This is a genomic window from Corynebacterium sp. UMB0012 (genome assembly GCF_030216265.1).
In the GTDB taxonomy this organism is placed as follows: domain Bacteria; phylum Actinomycetota; class Actinomycetes; order Mycobacteriales; family Mycobacteriaceae; genus Corynebacterium.
Window position 1 is genome coordinate 184,906 of record NZ_JASOKQ010000002.1, and the last position, 17,644, is coordinate 202,549.

Sequence of the window (17,644 nt, forward strand, 5' to 3'; positions counted from 1 at the left end):
GAGTTATTTTTAGCACTCCACCTGCGAAACGCTAAAGCCCATGGTCTTGGCCAATCCGCCCAGGGAGGTTTCCTTGTACTTGGAGAGCATATCGCGGCCGGTTTCAGCCATGGTTTGTACCGCATTATCCAAGGTCACGTGGTGAGTACCTTCACCCATTTTAGCCATGCGCGCGGCGTTGATGGACTTTACCGCGCCAATCGCATTGCGCTCAATACACGGAATCTGCACCAAACCGCCCACTGGGTCGCAGGTAAGGCCCAAATTATGCTCCAAAGCAATCTCCGCGGCGTTTTCCACCTGCGCCGGGGCTGCACCCAGCAGCTCTGCCATGCCTGCGGCGGCCATAGCGGAGGCGGAACCCACCTCGCCTTGGCAGCCAACCTCGGCTCCGGAGATGGACGCGTTTTCCTTGATAATCATGCCGATGGCACCGGCGGTCAATAGGTAGCGCCGAGCTGTGGAACGGGTGAAGTCTGCGCGGAAATCGCGCGCATAGTGCAGAACTGCTGGAATGATGCCGCACGCGCCGTTGGTAGGTGCAGTAATGACGCGGCCACCGGCAGCGTTTTGCTCATTAACTGCTAGGGCGTACAGGTTAACCCACTCCATGGCGGAGAAACCGCAGCTGGTGTCGTCCTGGTTTTCTAGCAACTGTGCATACATCTTCGGGGCACGGCGTGCCACACGCAGGCCACCTGGAAGAAGCCCCTTGGTGGAAATACCCTCGGTTACGCATTCACGCATGATGTCCCAGACTAAATCAAGGTGGCGCAGAACGTATTCCGCTCCGCCTTCATCGCGGTGCAAGGCTTCCTCGTTGGCAAGTACGATCTCCCAAATTGCTTTGTCATGAGCCTCGCAGAGGTTGAGCAATTGTTCGCCCGTGGTGAACTTATAGGGAACGGAGTCATCTACCTGGGCGGCGGCTACGCCGGCAGGAACCTCATTGCTTTCGGCGACTTCCGCATCGAGCTCGGCGCGGGAGAGGATAAAACCGCCGCCGACAGAGAAGTATTCTTCCTTTTCTGCGAGGAGGTTGCCGTTGTCATCCCAGGCGCTAAAAATCATGCCATTCGGGTGCTGGGGCAGCGGTTCATTATCAAAGACGATCTCATAATCCACCGTGCCGCGGGGACCAGATATGGTTCCTTCGCTGGGGATAAAGCCGCCCGCGTGGGGCTCGGCGTCGATAGGCACGCTCAGCGGATCCCACCCGGCGAGCCCAAGGATGACGGCGCGATCGGAAGCGTGGCCCCGGCCGGTGGCGGAAAGCGATCCGCGCAACTCCGTATAGACCTTAGCTGGGTGTTTCTCTAGTGAATCGAGGAATTGCTTAGCCGCGCGCATGGGGCCGACGGTGTGCGAAGAAGAAGGGCCAATGCCGATGGAGAAGATGTCCGTGACGCTAATTGTCATAGTTAAGCTGTGCCGAACCTTTCTGAAGGGATAGCTGTTGGGCGCATGTGCTGTGCCGCTATTGCGGTCACAGCCGAAACCGAAGAGTAGAGGCAGATTTTATGTGACCAGGGTAGCGAAAGTCACACCTTCTATCAATCGCCGTCTATGCGTAGCACTGCTCGCGTTTTGGCTTAGCTGCCATACCCATTCAGGAGCTTGTCAAGGGGGATGAAGTTCTCCTTTGCTAACCGAACGGTGGAGCGGCCTCCCAACCCGGTCAGGTCACCGGCAATTCCAGGCACCCTGTTTCGCGGGGCAACTATCTGGTCAGCTAGCTGGATGGCAGAGCGCTCAATCCGGGAGACGATGCGCTCTCCCTCCGGAGTGCCTAAGTCTTCTGCGGCTTGGAATACGCCAGTTGGCACGATGTTGGCGTGGAGTTGGTTAAATAGCGGGCGGAGCGCATAGTCCAAAATGAGGGAATGGCGCGAAGAACCGGCCGTAGCTGCGATAATGGTGGGAAGGTTGTCGAGGGCATGGGGCTCCAAGGCGTCAAAGAACATCTTGAAAAGGCCCGAATAGCTGCCTTGGAATACCGGGGTGACGGCGATGAGTCCATCGGCATCGGCAACTTGCTGCTTGGCTCTAGCCAAAAGCGGTGTGTGCGCAGTCTGATCGGTCATGGCGGTAGCTAGTTCGAAAGCGAGATCGCGGACCTCAATGACGTCGATGTGGACTCCTTCACCGCGCGCGGAGATTTTGGCGCGGGTGGCTTCTGCGAGCATGTCCGCCAGCCTGCGAGAGGATGACGGCTGCGAAAGACCAGCTGAGATAACGAGGAGGGAGCGCATAACTAGTTCTCCTTTCCTGGGCTGACCTGAAGGTGTGAAGGATGAGGCTCAGAGAGCAAGCTTGCGTGCGTCGGCGGGTCAGAAGGCACGTGGCTCGGGCGGCGCTGCGCAAAGCGGCGTCGCAGCTCGGGAACAACCTGCGTGCCGAGAATTTCTATCTGCTGGAGAACTACCTCTTGGGGCAGTCCGGCATGATCGATGAGGAATAGCTGGCGCTGGTAGTCACCGGCCCAGTCAGCGAAGCTGAGGGTCTTTTCAATTACTTGTTCTACGGTGCCGACGGTCAGTGGAGTCTGCGCCGTGAAGTCCTCGAGGCTTGGCCCGTGGCCATAGACTGGGGCGTTGTCGAAGTAGGGGCGGAAGAAGTCTTTAGCTTCTTGTTCGGTTTCGCCAATGAAGACTTGGCCGCCAAGTCCGACGATTGCTTGGTCCGCTTGGCCATGGCCATAGCTTTCAAAGCGACGGCGGTAGAGGTCTACCATCTGGGCGGTGTGTTCCTTATTCCAGAAGATATTGTTGTGGAAGAAGCCATCGCCGTAGTATGCGGCTTGTTCAGCGATTTGCGGCGAACGAATGGAGCCGTGCCAGACAAAGGGCGGAATTCCATCCAGCGGTGCCGGAGTAGCGGTAAATCCTTCCAAACCCGCACGGAACTTTCCTTGCCAGTTAACGACGGGCTCGCGCCACAGCCTGCGCAGGAGGTGATAGTTCTCAATCGCCAAAGGAATACCCTGCTGGATGTCTTTGCCGAACCAGGGATAGACCGGGCCGGTATTTCCGCGGCCGAGCATGAGGTCTACGCGGCCGTCAGCAAGGTGCTGCAAAAATGCATAGTCCTCTGCGATCTTTACAGGGTCATTGGTAGTAATCAGCGTGGTTGCAGTAGATAGCTGCAAGCGCTCCGTCTGCGCGGCGATATACGCCAAGTGTGTTGTAGGAGAGGACGGAACGAAGGGCGGGTTGTGGTGCTCGCCGGTAGCAAAGACATCAAGGCCAACCTCTTCGGCTTTAAGCGCAATTTCCGTTAGGTTGCGGATGCGCTCAGCCTCAGTGGGGGTCTTTCCTGAGATGGGGTCAGTGGTCAAATCCCCAATACTGAAGATGCCGAATTGCATGGTTGCCTTTCTATGCGGTGCACAGGAGTAAAGATTGACGCGTCGCCGACCGCCGGAGAAGCCGACTGCGGGAGAATTATTCCCATTCTAGGGCATCAAAAAGTGCCGGTAGATCGGCCGGTGCAACGAGGCGCAGGGGTTTCTCAGTGACCTTGCCGTGTTCCGTGATGACCGCGGCGCATGGGTGATGTCCTTGGTTGTCGGTTTCTGAAAGGGCGTCCACCGTTTCCTGCACGCTTACTGTGCGGGCAAGAAAGATAGCGCGATCACTGGGTTCTTTGTATTCCACAATGTCCGCGATGTCCGCGGCATCGAGCACGTGATTATCGCTGAGGTTTCTGGCTACCCATCGAGCGATAGTGTTGGTGGTTAGCAAAGCGGTGAAGCGGCCCTCATCATAGATGGGGATTTGGGAGAAGTCCTTATCCTTTATGACGTTAAATGCCTCCATGATTGATGTGGCAGAGGTCAAGGTAAATACCTTTTGTGGCTGCAAAACGTGGAGTGCGTCGGGTGGGGAAACCACTATGTCTCGGAGGGCGGAGATTTGCTTGACCACTGCTTCGTGCGGTTCAGCGATGGGCTCTGATTTGTAGTAACGCCCGTGGGCAATGGCATTGCGAAGGTTAGAAAAATCTTTCAGCGCCTCGGCTTGCTTGCCAGAAAGCATGTGTTTGTCTCGTGCCTTGTCTACTATCCACCAAAAGGAATCTGAGTTCTCAGCGTTGAGAGCCGAGCGCAAGTGTTGCTCTATGTCGTTGAATGCGGCCAGGAATGCAGTAGCTCGGTGCGCGGTCATATGGGCCAGTGTAGAGAAGGGGGCATCGCCAAGCAGGGCATTAGTCCACGCTACCCAATGGAAAATCCGCTAGCCCCGGCACAATGGCCGGTGCGGCTAGCGGATGAAATGGGGTGCCGAGGATAAGCGGCGCTGAGCTATCCCTAGAAGACTACGCGCAGCACAGACACAGTAATAGCAGCGATGACTGCCGCGGCGGGCAGGGTGATGACCCACGCCAAAGCGATAGGCTTCATCAGGTTCCAATTAGCTGCCTTGTTGACAATGCCCACGCCCAACACGGCGCCGATGAGGATGTGGGTGGAAGAAACCGGCAGGCCCAAGATCGATGAACCCATCACCACAGCGGCGGCGGCAAGCTCAGCAGCAAAGCCGGAGGAGGGGTGCATTTGGGTAAGGCCTGAGCCCACGGTCTGAATCACGAAGCGGCCGATGAACCACAAGCCAGAAATCAGGGCGACACCCATGGCAATCATGACGGCAACCGGCACGGCAGCCTCATCGCTGACTTGGTCGGTCTTGAGGACGTCAATAACCGCAGCGAAGGGGCCAATGGCATTGGCAATGTCGTTGGAACCGTGGGAGAAGGCGAAGGCAGAAGCGGTAAAGACCTGCATCCAAGAAAAGAGAAGGAAGGTGGACTTAGCCAGCGACTTCTTTTTCAGGGAGCGGGCGAAAATGAAGACGGCCATCCACACCACGGCGCCGACCATGCCCATGACCAAGAGGTTCTGAAGAACGCTGAAATCGAGTCCGGTGTGCTTCAGGCCCTTGAACATCACCATGGCGGAGATGATGATGGCACCAATGGCGGCTAGTACCGGTACCCAGCTCTCCAGGGCGCGGTGAGCCTTGACATTATCCATGTCCTTGTTGAGGTTATACAGATCGCGGTAATACTCAGATTCCAGCTGATCCGGATCAAAGTCTTCTTCCGCCACCAAGGCGGCGTCCCGGGCCATGGCGTTGGTGTAGCTGATCTGCTGGATTTCATTGAGGCGAGCAAAGCGAGACTTGTGCTCTTGGCGCAGCTCCGCGCGGCGGGTCTTGATTTCGCGCAGCTTCTGGTCTGCTTCCTCGTTATAGACCAAGATGGAGGTCTTAATCCACTTAAACAAGATGAAAGCGGCGAGACCGCCAAGGACAGGGGAGAGCACCCACGAGATGGCAATGGTGCCAATTCCGCCCCACTGCACCATGTCCAAGCCGCCCTTGCCGGTGACGAAGCCGACGGTGAGCGCGGCGCCGACGATGCCGCCAACAATGGAGTGGGTGGTAGACACCGGCCAACCCATACGGGTGGCAACGAGGAGCCAGATCGCTGCACCCAAGAGGGACGACATCATGATGTAGACGAACTCCATGGGGTCGAGCCCATCAATGGCGTCAAGGTCGACGATGCCGGAACGCACGGTATCGGTAACCTCGCCGCCGGCGAGGATGGCACCGGAGACCTCGAAGATGGCGGCGACAACGAGGGCCTGCTTCATGGATAGCGTTCCGGCACCCACGGAAGTACCGAAGGAGTTGGCCACGTCATTGCCGCCAATATTGAAGGCCATGAAAAGGGCGAAGAGAATGGCGGTGCCAAGGAGAATGGGCTTAGAGCCATCGACGTAGTCGTGGCCCCAGATCATAAAACCGATGAGGGTAACGGCGGTAAGGCCGCCAAAGATGGCGTGCCAAATCCAGTCGTTGCCCTTGCCATTGACGGCCTCAATGTCCGTCATCTGGGTGGTAGGGGTAGACACAGGAAGAACCTTTCAGGAAAGCGTGCACGAGGGGTATGGCCGCGCTTGTCAGCGTGGCGAAAAGGATTCTCAAAGGAAATACTTATGTAGAGAATGCACGCTCAGACTAAAGGTCCTAGGTGTCGGGAAAGTGAACTCAAGATGTGGAGTTCGTGAAAGCAATGTGGCTATTTGCGAACATAATGGCCGCCGCTTTACGCGACGGCCACGTTGTGAGTATTAGCCGCGGTAGGCGCCGCGCTCCAGGGTGTCGCACTGGGACATTTTGCCAGAGTTATATCCGGCAAGGAATGCCTTCTCACGCTGCTCGGAGGAACCGTGCGTCCAGGAGTCGGGCTGGACCTGGCCGCCGGAGCGGCGCTGGATATTGTCATCGCCCACCGCCTGGGCTGCCGCGACAGCGTCTGAGACCTGTTCCTTAGTAATCGGCTCGAGCAAGGGGTTATCGCCCTTGTCGGCGTAAGAAGCCCACAGGCCTGCGTAGCAGTCAGCCTGGAGCTCGATCTTCACCGCGTTGGAATCGGCGCCTGGGTCGTCATAGTCCGACAGGCCGAGGGTGCCCTCAAGGTTTTGGATGTGGTGGCCGAACTCGTGCGCCACGATGTACATGCGGGCCAAAGGAGCATTTTCCGCGCCGAAGTTGCGCAGGGAATCAAAGAACGCGGTGTCGAAATAAGCGGACTCATCGCGTGGGCAGTAGAAGGGGCCGGTAGAAGAAGAGGCCGCGCCGCAACCGGTATTAACGCCGCCGTGGAAGACCACGCGCTCCGGCTCGGTGTATTGGATATCGGCCTGTTCCGGCAAGACCTTGGACCAGACGTTATCCACGCTGCGCCCGGTGAACTCAACGAGGCATTCATCCTTGGTGTTGCCATCTTCTGCAGTTTCGCATTCGGGGCTTTCGCCTTGTGCAGCGCCGTCGGATTGGGTCTGCTCGCTGCCCAGGATTGAACCCAAGTCTGAGGGATTGCCGCCCAGAAGGAGGAAGAGGCCTACTAGAACAATCGAGCCGATGCCACCGCCAATGGCGATGCCACCGCCGCCGCCACCCGAACGCGCTTCCTTGCCGCCGAAATCGGCACCTGATCTAAAAGTCATGCCTAAATAGTGCCACATGGTCCCCTCATACACAGGATGAAGATTGTTGCAAAGAGGCTGAAGGAGGGAAACGGTGGTTCTTCTGCGACCTTCGGGATTAACTTGCGTCCACCTAACTGCGCTCCGCGTACCGGTAGGGATGTAGAATTGTGCGCGTTCCTAGTCTTGTGCTTGGTTTGGCGCGCGCTGTTTACGCGTGGCGGGACCCGCAAGTGACACAATTTTCAGAAGGGATTGAACAACAGTGCTGCGTACCCACTTAGCAGGTGAGCTCCGCAAAGAACTCGCAGGAGAGACCGTCACCCTAACCGGTTGGGTTTCCCGCCGCCGCGATCACGGTGGTGTGATCTTCATTGACCTGCGCGATCGCTCCGGCATTGCCCAGGTTGTCTTCCGTGAATCTGACGTGGCGGAGCGCGCCCACGACCTGCGTTCCGAATACTGCGTTAAGGTCACCGGTACCGTGGAGCCTCGCCCAGAAGGCTCGGAAAACCCCAACCTGCCGTCCGGTGAGATTGAGGTTAATGTCGCGGATCTTGAGGTTCTGAATAAGTCCGCAGCGCTGCCATTCCAGATTGATGATCCTTCTACCTCGGGTGAGGTAGGCGAGGAGACTCGTCTGAAGTACCGCTACCTGGACCTGCGCCGCGAGCGCCAGGCAAAGGCACTGCGCCTGCGTTCTGCTGCCAACCGCGCGGCCCGCAAGGTGCTGGATTCTCATGACTTTGCTGAGATCGAGACTCCAACCTTGACCCGTTCCACCCCGGAGGGTGCACGCGACTTCTTGGTACCAGCGCGTTTGAAGCCAGGCACCTGGTATGCACTGCCGCAGTCCCCGCAGCTTTTCAAGCAGCTGCTCATGGTCTCTGGCATGGAGCGCTACTACCAAATTGCGCGTTGCTACCGCGATGAGGACTTCCGCGCTGACCGCCAGCCGGAGTTTACCCAGTTGGACGTGGAGATGTCCTTCGTAGACCAGGACGATGTCATTGCCTTGGCGGAAGAGATTGTCACCGAGCTGTGGAAGCTCATCGGCTACGAGATCAAGACTCCAATCCCGCGCATGACCTACGCCGATGCGATGAAGTACTACGGTTCCGATAAGCCGGACCTGCGCTTTGACATCAAGATTGTGGAGTGCACCGAGTTCTTCAAGGACACCACCTTCCGCGTCTTCCAGAACGAATACGTAGGCGCCGTGGTCATGGAAGGCGGCGCTTCTCAGCCACGCCGTCAGTTCGATGCTTGGCAGGATTGGGCAAAGCAGCGTGGAGCCAAGGGTCTGGCCTACATCACCGTGGGCGAGGACGGCACCTTGGGCGGTCCGGTAGCTAAGAACATTACTGACGCCGAGCGCGAGGGCATTGCAGAGCACGTCGGCGCTAAGCCGGGCGACGCTATCTTCTTTGCCGCCGGTGACACCAAGTCTTCCCGTGCCCTGTTGGGCGCTGCACGTGGCGAGATTGCAAAGAAGCTGGACCTTATTAAGGAAGGCGACTGGGCCTTTACCTGGGTTGTAGACGCTCCGCTCTTTGAGCCTTCCGCTGATGCGACCGCTTCTGGTGACGTCGCGCTGGGCCACTCCAAGTGGACCGCGGTTCACCACGCCTTTACCTCCCCGAAGCCGGAGTACCTGGACAACTTTGACCAGAACCCGGGTGAGGCGCTGGCGTACGCCTATGACATTGTCTGCAACGGCAACGAGATTGGCGGCGGCTCCATCCGTATTCACCAGCAGGACGTGCAGAAGCGCGTCTTTGACGTCATGGGAATCGGTGACGAGGAGGCTCAGGAGAAGTTCGGCTTCCTGCTCGATGCTTTCCAGTACGGCGCCCCACCACACGGCGGCATCGCCTTCGGCTGGGACCGCATCGTCTCCCTGTTGGGCGGCTTCGACTCCATCCGCGACGTCATTGCGTTCCCGAAGTCTGGCGGCGGCGTGGATCCGCTTACCGACGCCCCGGCGGCAATCCCTGCCGCACAGCGTAAGGAGACCGGCGTAGACTACAAGCCAGAAAAGAAGAAGGAACAGGACAAGGCCGGTTCCACTACGGCAGAAACCGCTGAGGAGAAGTAGGCCGGGAGCTTAAACCTCGGCCTTTCAGGCGCACCGTGCGGGGCACATCGTAGTCCGCGGCAATTTCGCAGCGGGCGAACTTGTGACCCCGCTTTGGTGTGAGGGGGCATACTGGATAGAACTATGGTTGATAACAAAGCTGTGCTGTCACCCGAGGACGTCATCAAAGCCGCCTCGGAGATGTTGTCGCGCCGTTTTGGTGGTACCCCGGAAATGTCGAGCGTAGAGCGCTTGGATGGTTCCGGGAATGCAATGGTCCTGCGCGCCAAGATTGCCCCTGGAGCCTTCCTGCCGCACCGCTCGGTAGTCATAAAGTACAACCCGGTCACCGGCTATGGCGTCGATGATGCCGCGATGCTGCGCGAGGTGGTGGCTTATCAATTCACCACCGCGTTATCTGAGGACGTGCGCCCCGGGCCTGTGCTTCTGGCCCACGATCTGGAGCAGCGCATTATTGTGTTGACGGACTTGGGTGAGGGCGAAACGCTTGCCGATGTCCTCGTACAGTCCACCGATGATGACCGCGTACGGGTGTTGCGCTCGCTGGGCAGTGCGTTGGGGCACATGCACGCTGGAACCGCGGGCCATGAGCAAGATTATGAAACCTTGCTCACTAGGATGCTGCGCAAGAACCCGGACTTGGCCCCGCACCAGTCCGTGCGCGATGAGGCGCTGGAGCGCTCCATTAGCATCGGCCTTGATTTGCTGGATAAGGCAGGGCTTGAAGCACCGGCAAGCTTCCGGGAACTTGCGGGTCAAGCCGCACGCTCCCTAGCATCCGGCAAAGACCGGGCCTTTACTCCCTTTGACCTTTCGCCGGATAACATTATTGTGTCCCAGCGCCTGCACTTCTTGGACTATGAATGGGCAGGATTCCGCAATGTTGGCTTCGACGTAGCCTGCGTTATCGCCGGATTCCCACAGTTCCTCTTCTCCAAGCCGATTACGGACGAAGAGGCAGACATCTTCATTTCTGCCTGGTCCCGTGCCGTATCTGAGGTGTGGCCGCTATTTTCCAATGCGGAAGAAATCCACGGCCTTATCGTGGCGTCGCTCATTGGCTGGGCGCTATCGAGCGTGACCACGATGCACGCCGGCGGCATCGAAGGGCTGGTTGCGCTTGCCAGGGGAGAAGCCGAGGTCGTCCACGATCCGCAGCGCTCCATATTGCGCCCTGCTGACCACGGACCGTTCACGGAAGATGAATTGCTCGTGCGCCGCGACCTTTATGAAACCTTTGAGGCGCTATCCCGATATGCCGCGCGCTGCGATGGCCCCGCCTGCGCGCCCATCGCGGAATTTGGCAGCGCCATTGCGCGCCGCCTGGATGACGAATAGACAATCGCGATGTGCCCGCACCCTTATAGGAGGTAGCTTTCCAGTGTCTCAAGACTCATTATTTGGCGGGCCCACTCCGGACCGCAGCGCGTCGCCGCTGCCCGGGAAGAACCTTTTCGCCACCCACGCCGGGTCGCCACTGGCGGCGCGGATGCGTCCCCAAAACCTAGATGAAGTGGTCGGACAAGACCACCTTCTGGCTCCCGGCAAGCCATTACGCCGCCTCGTGGAAGGCTCAGGGGAGGCCTCTGTCATCTTGTACGGGCCGCCGGGCACCGGCAAGACCACCATTGCCTCGCTCATCGCTAGCCAAATGGGGCAGAACTTCGTGGGCCTCTCCGCCCTCGATTCGGGCGTCAAGCAGGTCCGCGAGGTCATCACCCACGCTCGGCAAGAACTCATTCATGGTCGGCGCACGGTGCTGTTCATCGATGAGGTGCACCGATTTTCCAAGACTCAGCAGGACGCGCTCCTTGCGGCCGTGGAGAATCGCACGGTATTGCTCGTCGCGGCAACCACGGAAAACCCTTCCTTCTCCGTCGTCGCGCCGCTTTTGTCTCGCTCGCTGCTGTTGCAGCTGCATTCGCTAAGCGACGATGACTTAAGGGGCGTCGCCAAGCGCGCGCTCGAAAGCGACCGTGGCCTAGGTGAGCGCGACATTCGGATTACCGATGAAGCCTTGGATCAGTTGGTGCTCCTCGCCGGTGGCGATGCGCGGCGCACGCTGACCTATCTCGAGGCCGCGGCCGAGGCGGTTGACGATGGCGGGGAGATTACCCCACAAACGGTCACGGACAACGTCAATAAGGCAGTGGTGCGCTATGACCGCGACGGCGACCAACACTATGACGTGGTTTCCGCGTTTATTAAGTCCATTCGCGGCTCCGATGTTGACGCTGCGCTGCATTATCTCGCCCGCATGGTAGAAGCGGGGGAGGACCCGCGCTTTATTGCCCGGCGGCTCATTGTGCACGCCTCCGAGGACATCGGCATGGCCGATCCCACCGCCCTCCAGGTGGCCGTGGCAGCGGCCGAGGCCGCTCAGCTCATTGGCATGCCAGAAGCCCGAATCCCGCTCGCGCAAGCCACCATTCACCTGGCCACCGCGCCCAAGTCTCCCTCGGTCATTTCTGCCATCACGCAGGCGCAAGCCGATGTAGCCGCCGGCAAGGTGGGCCACGTGCCACCGCACCTGCGTGATGGGCACTATGAGGGCGCCAAGCGGATGGGAAATGCCGTGGGCTATGTCTACCCCCACGATGATCCCCGCGGCGTAGTAGAGCAGCAGTACCTGCCCGATGAGCTGGAGGGTTCGGTTTACTATGAACCCACCGATCACGGGGCTGAGAAGCGTGTTTATGACTATATAGGCCGCTTGCGCAGCATTATTCGTGGCAAACGCGGCCCCGGCAAAAACGCGCGCCGGCCTCGCTGATCCCCACCGATGGGAAATCGCTGTGCAGCGAAGGGTAGAGTTGGGCGGGTTAGAAACTTCTTGATAGAAGATGAAAGCTCAGACAGTTAGGATTGTTGCTCGTGAAGACTCATGAGATCCGGGAACGGTTTACCCAGCACTTCGTCAATTCTGGTCACGAGGCAGTACCAAGCGCCTCGCTGATCCTGGATGACCCTAACCTGCTTTTCGTTAATGCCGGCATGGTTCCGTTTAAGCCCTACTTCTTGGGCCAGCAGAACCCGCCCTTTGCCAAGGGCCTTGCCACTTCCATCCAAAAGTGCGTGCGTACCTTGGACATTGATGAGGTGGGTATTACCACCCGCCACAACACCTTCTTCCAGATGGCCGGCAACTTCTCCTTTGGCCAGTACTTCAAGGAAGGCGCCATCACCAATGCGTGGGCCTTGCTTACCGGCTCCGTTGATGAGGGCGGCTTTGGCCTAGACCCAGAGCGCTTGTGGGTCACCGTTTACCTGGATGATGATGAGGCCGCCGAAATTTGGCGCGACAAGATCGGCGTGCCTGAAGAGCGCATTCAGCGCCTCGGCATGGAGGACAACTACTGGTCCATGGGTATCCCTGGGCCCTGTGGCCCGTGCTCCGAGATCTATTATGACCGTGGTCCTGAGTACGGCAAGGACGGCGGCCCGATCGCCGATGACAACCGCTACATGGAGATCTGGAACCTGGTCTTCATGCAAAATGAGCGCGGCGAGGGCATTGGCAAGGGCAACTTTGAGATCGTCGGCGAGCTGCCCAAGAAGAATATCGATACCGGCCTGGGCATCGAGCGCGTGGCCTGCATTTTGCAGGACGTAGACAACGTCTATGAAACGGACCTGCTGCGCCCAGTCATTGACGTGGCGGAGGAGCTTACTGGCGCCACCTATGGCGACAACGCTTCCCACGAGGACAATATCCGCTTCCGTGTGGTAGCTGACCACTCCCGTACGGGCATGATGCTCATCCTGGACGGCGTGACCCCAGGCAATGAGGGCCGCGGATACATCCTGCGCCGCCTGCTGCGCCGCATTATCCGTTCCGCCAAGCTGCTGGGCGCTAAGGGCGCGACTATGGAGCGCTTCATGAATACGGTCATGGATACTATGACCCCGTCCTACCCGGAGATTGCGGACAACCGCGAGCGCATCCTGCGCGTTGCCGTGAATGAGGAAAAGGCCTTCCTGAAGACCCTCGAGTCCGGCACCCGCCTCTTCGATGATGCCGTCCAGGAGCTCAAGTCCACCTCCCGCGCGAAGACCGCAAAGGTCCTGCCGGGCGAGAAGGCCTTTGAGCTGCACGATACCTACGGTTTCCCCATCGACTTGACCTTGGAAATGGCCCAGGAGGCCGGCCTTGAGGTCGACATGGATGGCTTTAACGATGCCATGGGCGAGCAGCGCCGCCGCGCCAAGGCCGATAATCAGGCCAAGAAGCACGGCCACACTGACCTTTCCCTCTACCGTGACTGGGTAGACAATAACCCCACCGTCTTCACCGGCTTTGAGGAGCTTACTTCCGACGCCCGCGTGATCGGCCTCGTCCGCGGCGGCGAAAAGGTCGACCAGGTGCGCGAGGGCGAGCAGGTTGAGGTCATCTTGGACCACACCCCGCTGTACGCCGAAGCTGGCGGCCAAATGGCAGACCGCGGCCGCATTATGGCCGGCGAATCCCTCCTTGAGGTTAATGACGTCCAGAAGATTGGTAAGAAGCTGTGGGTCCACAAGGCCACGGTTACCGCCGGCGGCCTTGACTTGGGTATGTCCGTTGAAGCAGCCGTCGACGAGCAGTGGCGCCACGGTGCCACCCAGGCGCACTCCGCAACCCACCTCATTCACGCCGCACTGCGCCAGGTGCTTGGCCCCACCGCCGTCCAGGCCGGCTCCATGAACCGCCCGGGCTACCTACGCTTTGACTTCAACTACACCGAGCAGCTCAGCCAGGCGCAGTTGGAAGAGATTGCATTGATTACTAACCAGGCAATCGACTCCAACTTTGCCGTCAACACCATTGAGACCTCCCTGGAGGAGGCCAAGGCCATGGGCGCTATGGCACTATTCGGTGAGAACTACGGCAAGGAAGTCCGCGTGGTAGAGATCGGTGGCCCGTTCTCCATCGAGCTGTGCGGCGGTACCCACGTTGGTTCCTCCGCTGAAATCGGACCGGTGTCCGTGCTCGGTGAGTCCTCCGTTGGCTCTGGTGCTCGCCGCATCGAGGCCTACTCCGGTTTGGATGCCTTCCGTTACTACTCCAAGGAGACCGCCTTGGTGGAAGGCGTTTCTCGCGAGCTGAAGGTACAGACCGAGGACCTGCCGGAGCGCATTGCTCAGCTGTCTGAAAAGCTCAAGGCAGCGGAGAAGGAAATTGAAACCCTGCGCAAGCAGCAGCTGGCTGCGCGTGCCTCCGAGTTCGTCAGCGCGGCTAAGGACATCAATGGGTTCAAGGTCATTGCGCTGACCTTGCCGGAAGGCACCACCGGCGGGGACCTGCGCACCGTTGCTACGGACCTGCGCAACCGCCTGCGCGAGGAAGAAGCCGTCATCGTCTTGGGCGCCGAGGACAAAGGCAAGTTCCCGTTCATCGCGGCGGCCACGGACAAGGCCGTTGGGCGCGGCGTGAAGTCCGGGGACATCGTCAAGCAGTTTGGCCAGTACGTTGACGGACGCGGCGGCGGTAAGCCGGATATGGCTCAGGGCTCTGGTTCTACTGCGGCCGGTGCTGAGCGCGGCTTCGAGGCCGTCAAGGACATGCTCGAGTCCCTGTAGGAGTTCGACCGTGGCAAAAGTGGAACCAGATACCCCCGGAGTTGATGATCCGGGGCAGGGCCGTCGGCTCGCACTCGATGTCGGCACGGTGCGCATTGGCGTGGCAGTGTCCAATAGGGAAGCCACGCTTGCCACCCCAGTGGAGACCGTGCACCGGGAAACCGGGTTCAAGGACCGCGATAAGGGCGATATTGACCGCATCCTAGAACTGATTGATTGTTATGGCGCAGTAGAGGTCATCGTAGGGCTGCCGCGGGACCTGCAGGGAAATGGCTCAAAAAGCGTAAAACATGCTAAGGAAATTGCGTTTCGGATCCGCCGTCGGTTGAATCGAGATGCAAATATAGATAAAGTTCCACCACCAGTACGTTTGGCTGATGAGCGTCTGACCACCGTGGCAGCAACTACCGCGCTGCGCGCGTCTGGCGTGTCCGAGAAGAAGGGCCGTAAAGTCATCGACCAAGCAGCAGCGGTGGAGATATTGCAGACTTGGTTGGATGGGCGTGCGAGCGCGCTACGAACCCAAGATGCAATAGACCAGCCTTCAGACTCAGGAGACTAAAACACGTGAGCCGTAACCAAGAACGCCTCGGCCGATCGATGGAGCCGAAATACGTCAAGCGCCGCCAGCGCGGCATTGCCGTTGTCATTGCGTCCATCATCGTCATCCTTGGCGCCCTTATCTACATCGGATTCCGCCTCGGCAATACCTCCGCCGATTATGAAGGAACCGGCAACGGTACCACCCAGCTGGTGGAGGTGCCGGAAGGCTCGTCCATGTCCGAGCTCGGACCTGCTTTGGTAGAAAAGAACGTGGTGAAGACGCAGGACGCTTTCGATTCTGCTGCGTCGATGAACCACAGCGCGAGCCAAATCCAGCCGGGCTTTTATCGCCTACAGGAAGAGATGAGCGCGGACGCCGCAGTCGAGGCACTGTTGGATGAGAATAACCGCGTGGACATGCTCGAGGTGCAAGGCGGCGCCACCTTGGAGGACGTCAAGGTTGTGGGCGGAGACGTCCGCTACGGCATTTACTCCCTGATTTCTGAGGTCAGCTGCAACGATGGCAACTGCCTGAAGAAGGAGGACCTGGAAAAGGTTGCCGCGGAAACCGACCCAGCCGAGCTGGGCGCACCGGAGTGGGCCTTGGACGCTATCAACAAGCGCGGTAATGACCCAAAGCGCATTGAGGGCCTTATCGCCCCAGGTCAGTATGTCTTGGACCCCAATATGGAGGCCAAGGACATCCTCAAGGACCTCATCACCCGCTCCACCAAGCGCTACAACGAGACCAATATTCAGGAACGCGCGCAGGCTATCGGTTTGAGCCCTTATGAGCTGCTCACCTCCGCATCCCTGGTGGAGCGCGAGGCACCGGCAGGCGAGTTCGACAAGGTTGCCCGCGTTATCCTTAACCGCTTGGACGAGCCAATGCGCCTGGAGTTTGACTCCACCGTGAACTACGGCTTGGAAGACGTTGAGCTGGCCACCACCGATGAGGCCCGTGGGGAGAAGACCCCGTGGAATACCTACGCGAAGGAAGGTCTACCGGATACCCCGATTGCTTCTCCTTCGGACGATGCAATCAAGGCCATGGAAGAGCCGGCTGAGGGCAACTGGAAGTTCTTCGTCACCGTGGACCAGGAAGGCACTACCGTCTTCTCCGATAGCTACGATGAGCACTTGGGCCGCGTTGATGACGCCATCCGCTCCGGCGTGCTTGACTCGAAGCGCGAAGGAGAGGGCGCTGGTGCCGGCAACGGCGACGCCGCTGCCGAGCAGCCCGCCCAGTAAAGTCGCGATAACCACAAAGAGGTAGAAACACCATGCCACGTGCGGCGGTCCTTGGTAGCCCCATCGAGCACTCCTTGTCTCCGGTGCTTCACAATGCTGGCTACGAGGCCGCCGGGCTGGCCGGTTGGGACTACACCCGCTTTGAGTCATCGGCGGAGGGGCTGCCGGAATTGGTGGCGGCAAGCGACTCAGAGTTTGTTGGCTTCTCCGTGACCATGCCTGGCAAGTTTGCTGCCCTCCGCTTTGCGGACACCGTAAGCGACCGAGCCCAACTGATTGGCTCGGCAAACACCTTGGTGCGCAGGGCTGATGGTTGGTTTGCGGACAATACCGATACCGAGGGCGTACGCGGTGCGCTCGCCGAGCTCCTGGGGGATAGTCCGGCAGGTCATGCGCTGCTCATTGGTGCTGGGGGCACCGCCCGTCCGGCGTTGTGGGCGCTTTCCGAGCGCGGGGTGAAAAAGGTTACGGTCCTCAATCGTTCCGACCGGAGCGCCGAACTGTTGCCGCTCGCCCAGAACTTAGGGCTGGAGCTTTCCTTTATCAGTTTCGACGGGGACTTATCCGTCCTGTCTCGGGAAGCCGATGTCATTGTGTCCACGGTTCCGTCAGCGGCGGTGAAAGACTATGTCTTTGACCTCGCCCACGCACCGGTGCTGGACGTCATCTATGATCCCTGGCCTACACCGCTGACCACGTGTGCGGCGGCCAATGGGTACAAGACTGTGGGCGGGCATGTCATGCTCGCCTACCAAGCATTTAGTCAGTTCGAGCAATTTACAGGGGTGGCCGCCCCGCGGGAAGACATGCTGAAGGCAGTGAACCAGGAGCTGCAGAAGCGGTCGCAGACGACTAAGTAGGAGGGGCGTCGGCAAGCGGGGCCGGCAACCCTCGTGCCGTAGGAACTGCAGACTTCGCCATGTAGACATTGACGCCCAGCGCTTCCTCACAGCGTGCCTTAGAGTGATCCCCGTGCTAATAGTCGGGGGAATTATTTATGGTTTGTGGGCAGCAGCCTTGTCTTGGTGGGATATTCGGCAGCGCCGATTGCCAGACTGGTTAACCCTTCCAGCTGCGGTGCTCTCGCTCGTCGTTGCCAATTGGAGTGGGCTGTGGTGGCCGGGGATGTACCTCGTGCTAGGGCTGGCCCATGCAGGCGTGGGTGGAGGCGACATAAAACTCGCCTGGCCCCTGGGAAT

General features: G+C 59.2%; 14 protein-coding genes. 8 read left to right on the top strand and 6 right to left on the bottom strand.

The genetic code is table 11. The features are described from left to right. Positions 1 to 9: 9 nt before the first annotated feature. The 6 genes from QP324_RS01980 to QP324_RS02005 all read right to left on the bottom strand — a co-directional run bounded on the left by QP324_RS01980 (position 10) and on the right by QP324_RS02005 (position 7,015). A complete protein-coding gene (locus QP324_RS01980) occupies positions 10 to 1,419 on the bottom strand; it encodes an L-serine ammonia-lyase (RefSeq protein ID WP_284814202.1) in 1,410 nt (469 codons plus the stop codon). 173 nt (positions 1,420 to 1,592) lie between these two features. Beyond that, complete coding sequence (locus QP324_RS01985; RefSeq protein ID WP_284814204.1) at positions 1,593 to 2,252, bottom strand: FMN reductase; 660 nt, start codon at positions 2,250 to 2,252, stop codon at positions 1,593 to 1,595. Positions 2,253 to 2,254: 2 nt separating this feature from the next. Further along, positions 2,255 to 3,367: an LLM class flavin-dependent oxidoreductase gene (locus QP324_RS01990; RefSeq protein WP_284766554.1), complete on the bottom strand. Its 1,113-nt coding sequence runs from the start codon at positions 3,365 to 3,367 to the stop codon at positions 2,255 to 2,257. Between the two features lie 76 nt (positions 3,368 to 3,443). Continuing rightward, the gene (locus QP324_RS01995) at positions 3,444 to 4,166 is read right to left on the bottom strand and encodes a CBS domain-containing protein (protein WP_284814206.1); all 723 of its coding nucleotides are present in this window, start codon (positions 4,164 to 4,166) and stop codon (positions 3,444 to 3,446) included. Between the two features lie 143 nt (positions 4,167 to 4,309). After that, positions 4,310 to 5,896 (bottom strand): inorganic phosphate transporter, encoded by a 1,587-nt coding sequence (locus QP324_RS02000; protein ID WP_284814221.1) that lies wholly within the window; start codon positions 5,894 to 5,896, stop codon positions 4,310 to 4,312. 240 nt (positions 5,897 to 6,136) lie between these two features. After that, positions 6,137 to 7,015, bottom strand: coding sequence for a neutral zinc metallopeptidase (locus tag QP324_RS02005; protein ID WP_284814208.1), 879 nt, complete (start codon positions 7,013 to 7,015; stop codon positions 6,137 to 6,139). A 244-nt stretch (positions 7,016 to 7,259) separates the two neighbouring features. Here QP324_RS02005 and aspS point away from each other — a divergent pair, with 244 nt between their 5' ends. The 8 genes from aspS to QP324_RS02045 form a co-directional block, all read left to right on the top strand. Beyond that, the gene (gene aspS, locus QP324_RS02010; protein WP_284766550.1) at positions 7,260 to 9,092 is read left to right on the top strand and encodes an aspartate--tRNA ligase; all 1,833 of its coding nucleotides are present in this window, start codon (positions 7,260 to 7,262) and stop codon (positions 9,090 to 9,092) included. Positions 9,093 to 9,215: 123 nt separating this feature from the next. Continuing rightward, complete coding sequence (locus QP324_RS02015) at positions 9,216 to 10,430, top strand: phosphotransferase (protein ID WP_239277644.1); 1,215 nt, start codon at positions 9,216 to 9,218, stop codon at positions 10,428 to 10,430. Between the two features lie 43 nt (positions 10,431 to 10,473). Beyond that, complete coding sequence (locus tag QP324_RS02020) at positions 10,474 to 11,865, top strand: replication-associated recombination protein A (RefSeq protein ID WP_284766548.1); 1,392 nt, start codon at positions 10,474 to 10,476, stop codon at positions 11,863 to 11,865. Positions 11,866 to 11,966: 101 nt separating this feature from the next. Then, positions 11,967 to 14,651, top strand: coding sequence for an alanine--tRNA ligase (gene alaS, locus QP324_RS02025; RefSeq protein WP_239277645.1), 2,685 nt, complete (start codon positions 11,967 to 11,969; stop codon positions 14,649 to 14,651). A gap of 10 nt (positions 14,652 to 14,661) precedes the next feature. Beyond that, entirely contained in the window at positions 14,662 to 15,213 is a 552-nt protein-coding gene (ruvX, locus tag QP324_RS02030; protein WP_239277646.1) for a Holliday junction resolvase RuvX, read from the top strand. 38 nt (positions 15,214 to 15,251) lie between these two features. After that, positions 15,252 to 16,445, top strand: coding sequence for an endolytic transglycosylase MltG (mltG, locus tag QP324_RS02035; RefSeq protein WP_284814223.1), 1,194 nt, complete (start codon positions 15,252 to 15,254; stop codon positions 16,443 to 16,445). 32 nt (positions 16,446 to 16,477) lie between these two features. Next, positions 16,478 to 17,305 carry a shikimate dehydrogenase gene (locus tag QP324_RS02040; RefSeq protein WP_284814211.1) on the top strand — a complete coding sequence of 276 codons (828 nt, stop codon included), beginning with the start codon at positions 16,478 to 16,480 and terminating at the stop codon, positions 17,303 to 17,305. Between the two features lie 112 nt (positions 17,306 to 17,417). Next, positions 17,418 to 17,644: A24 family peptidase (locus tag QP324_RS02045; RefSeq protein ID WP_284814213.1), on the top strand; the 227-nt coding region annotated here is incomplete at its 3' end.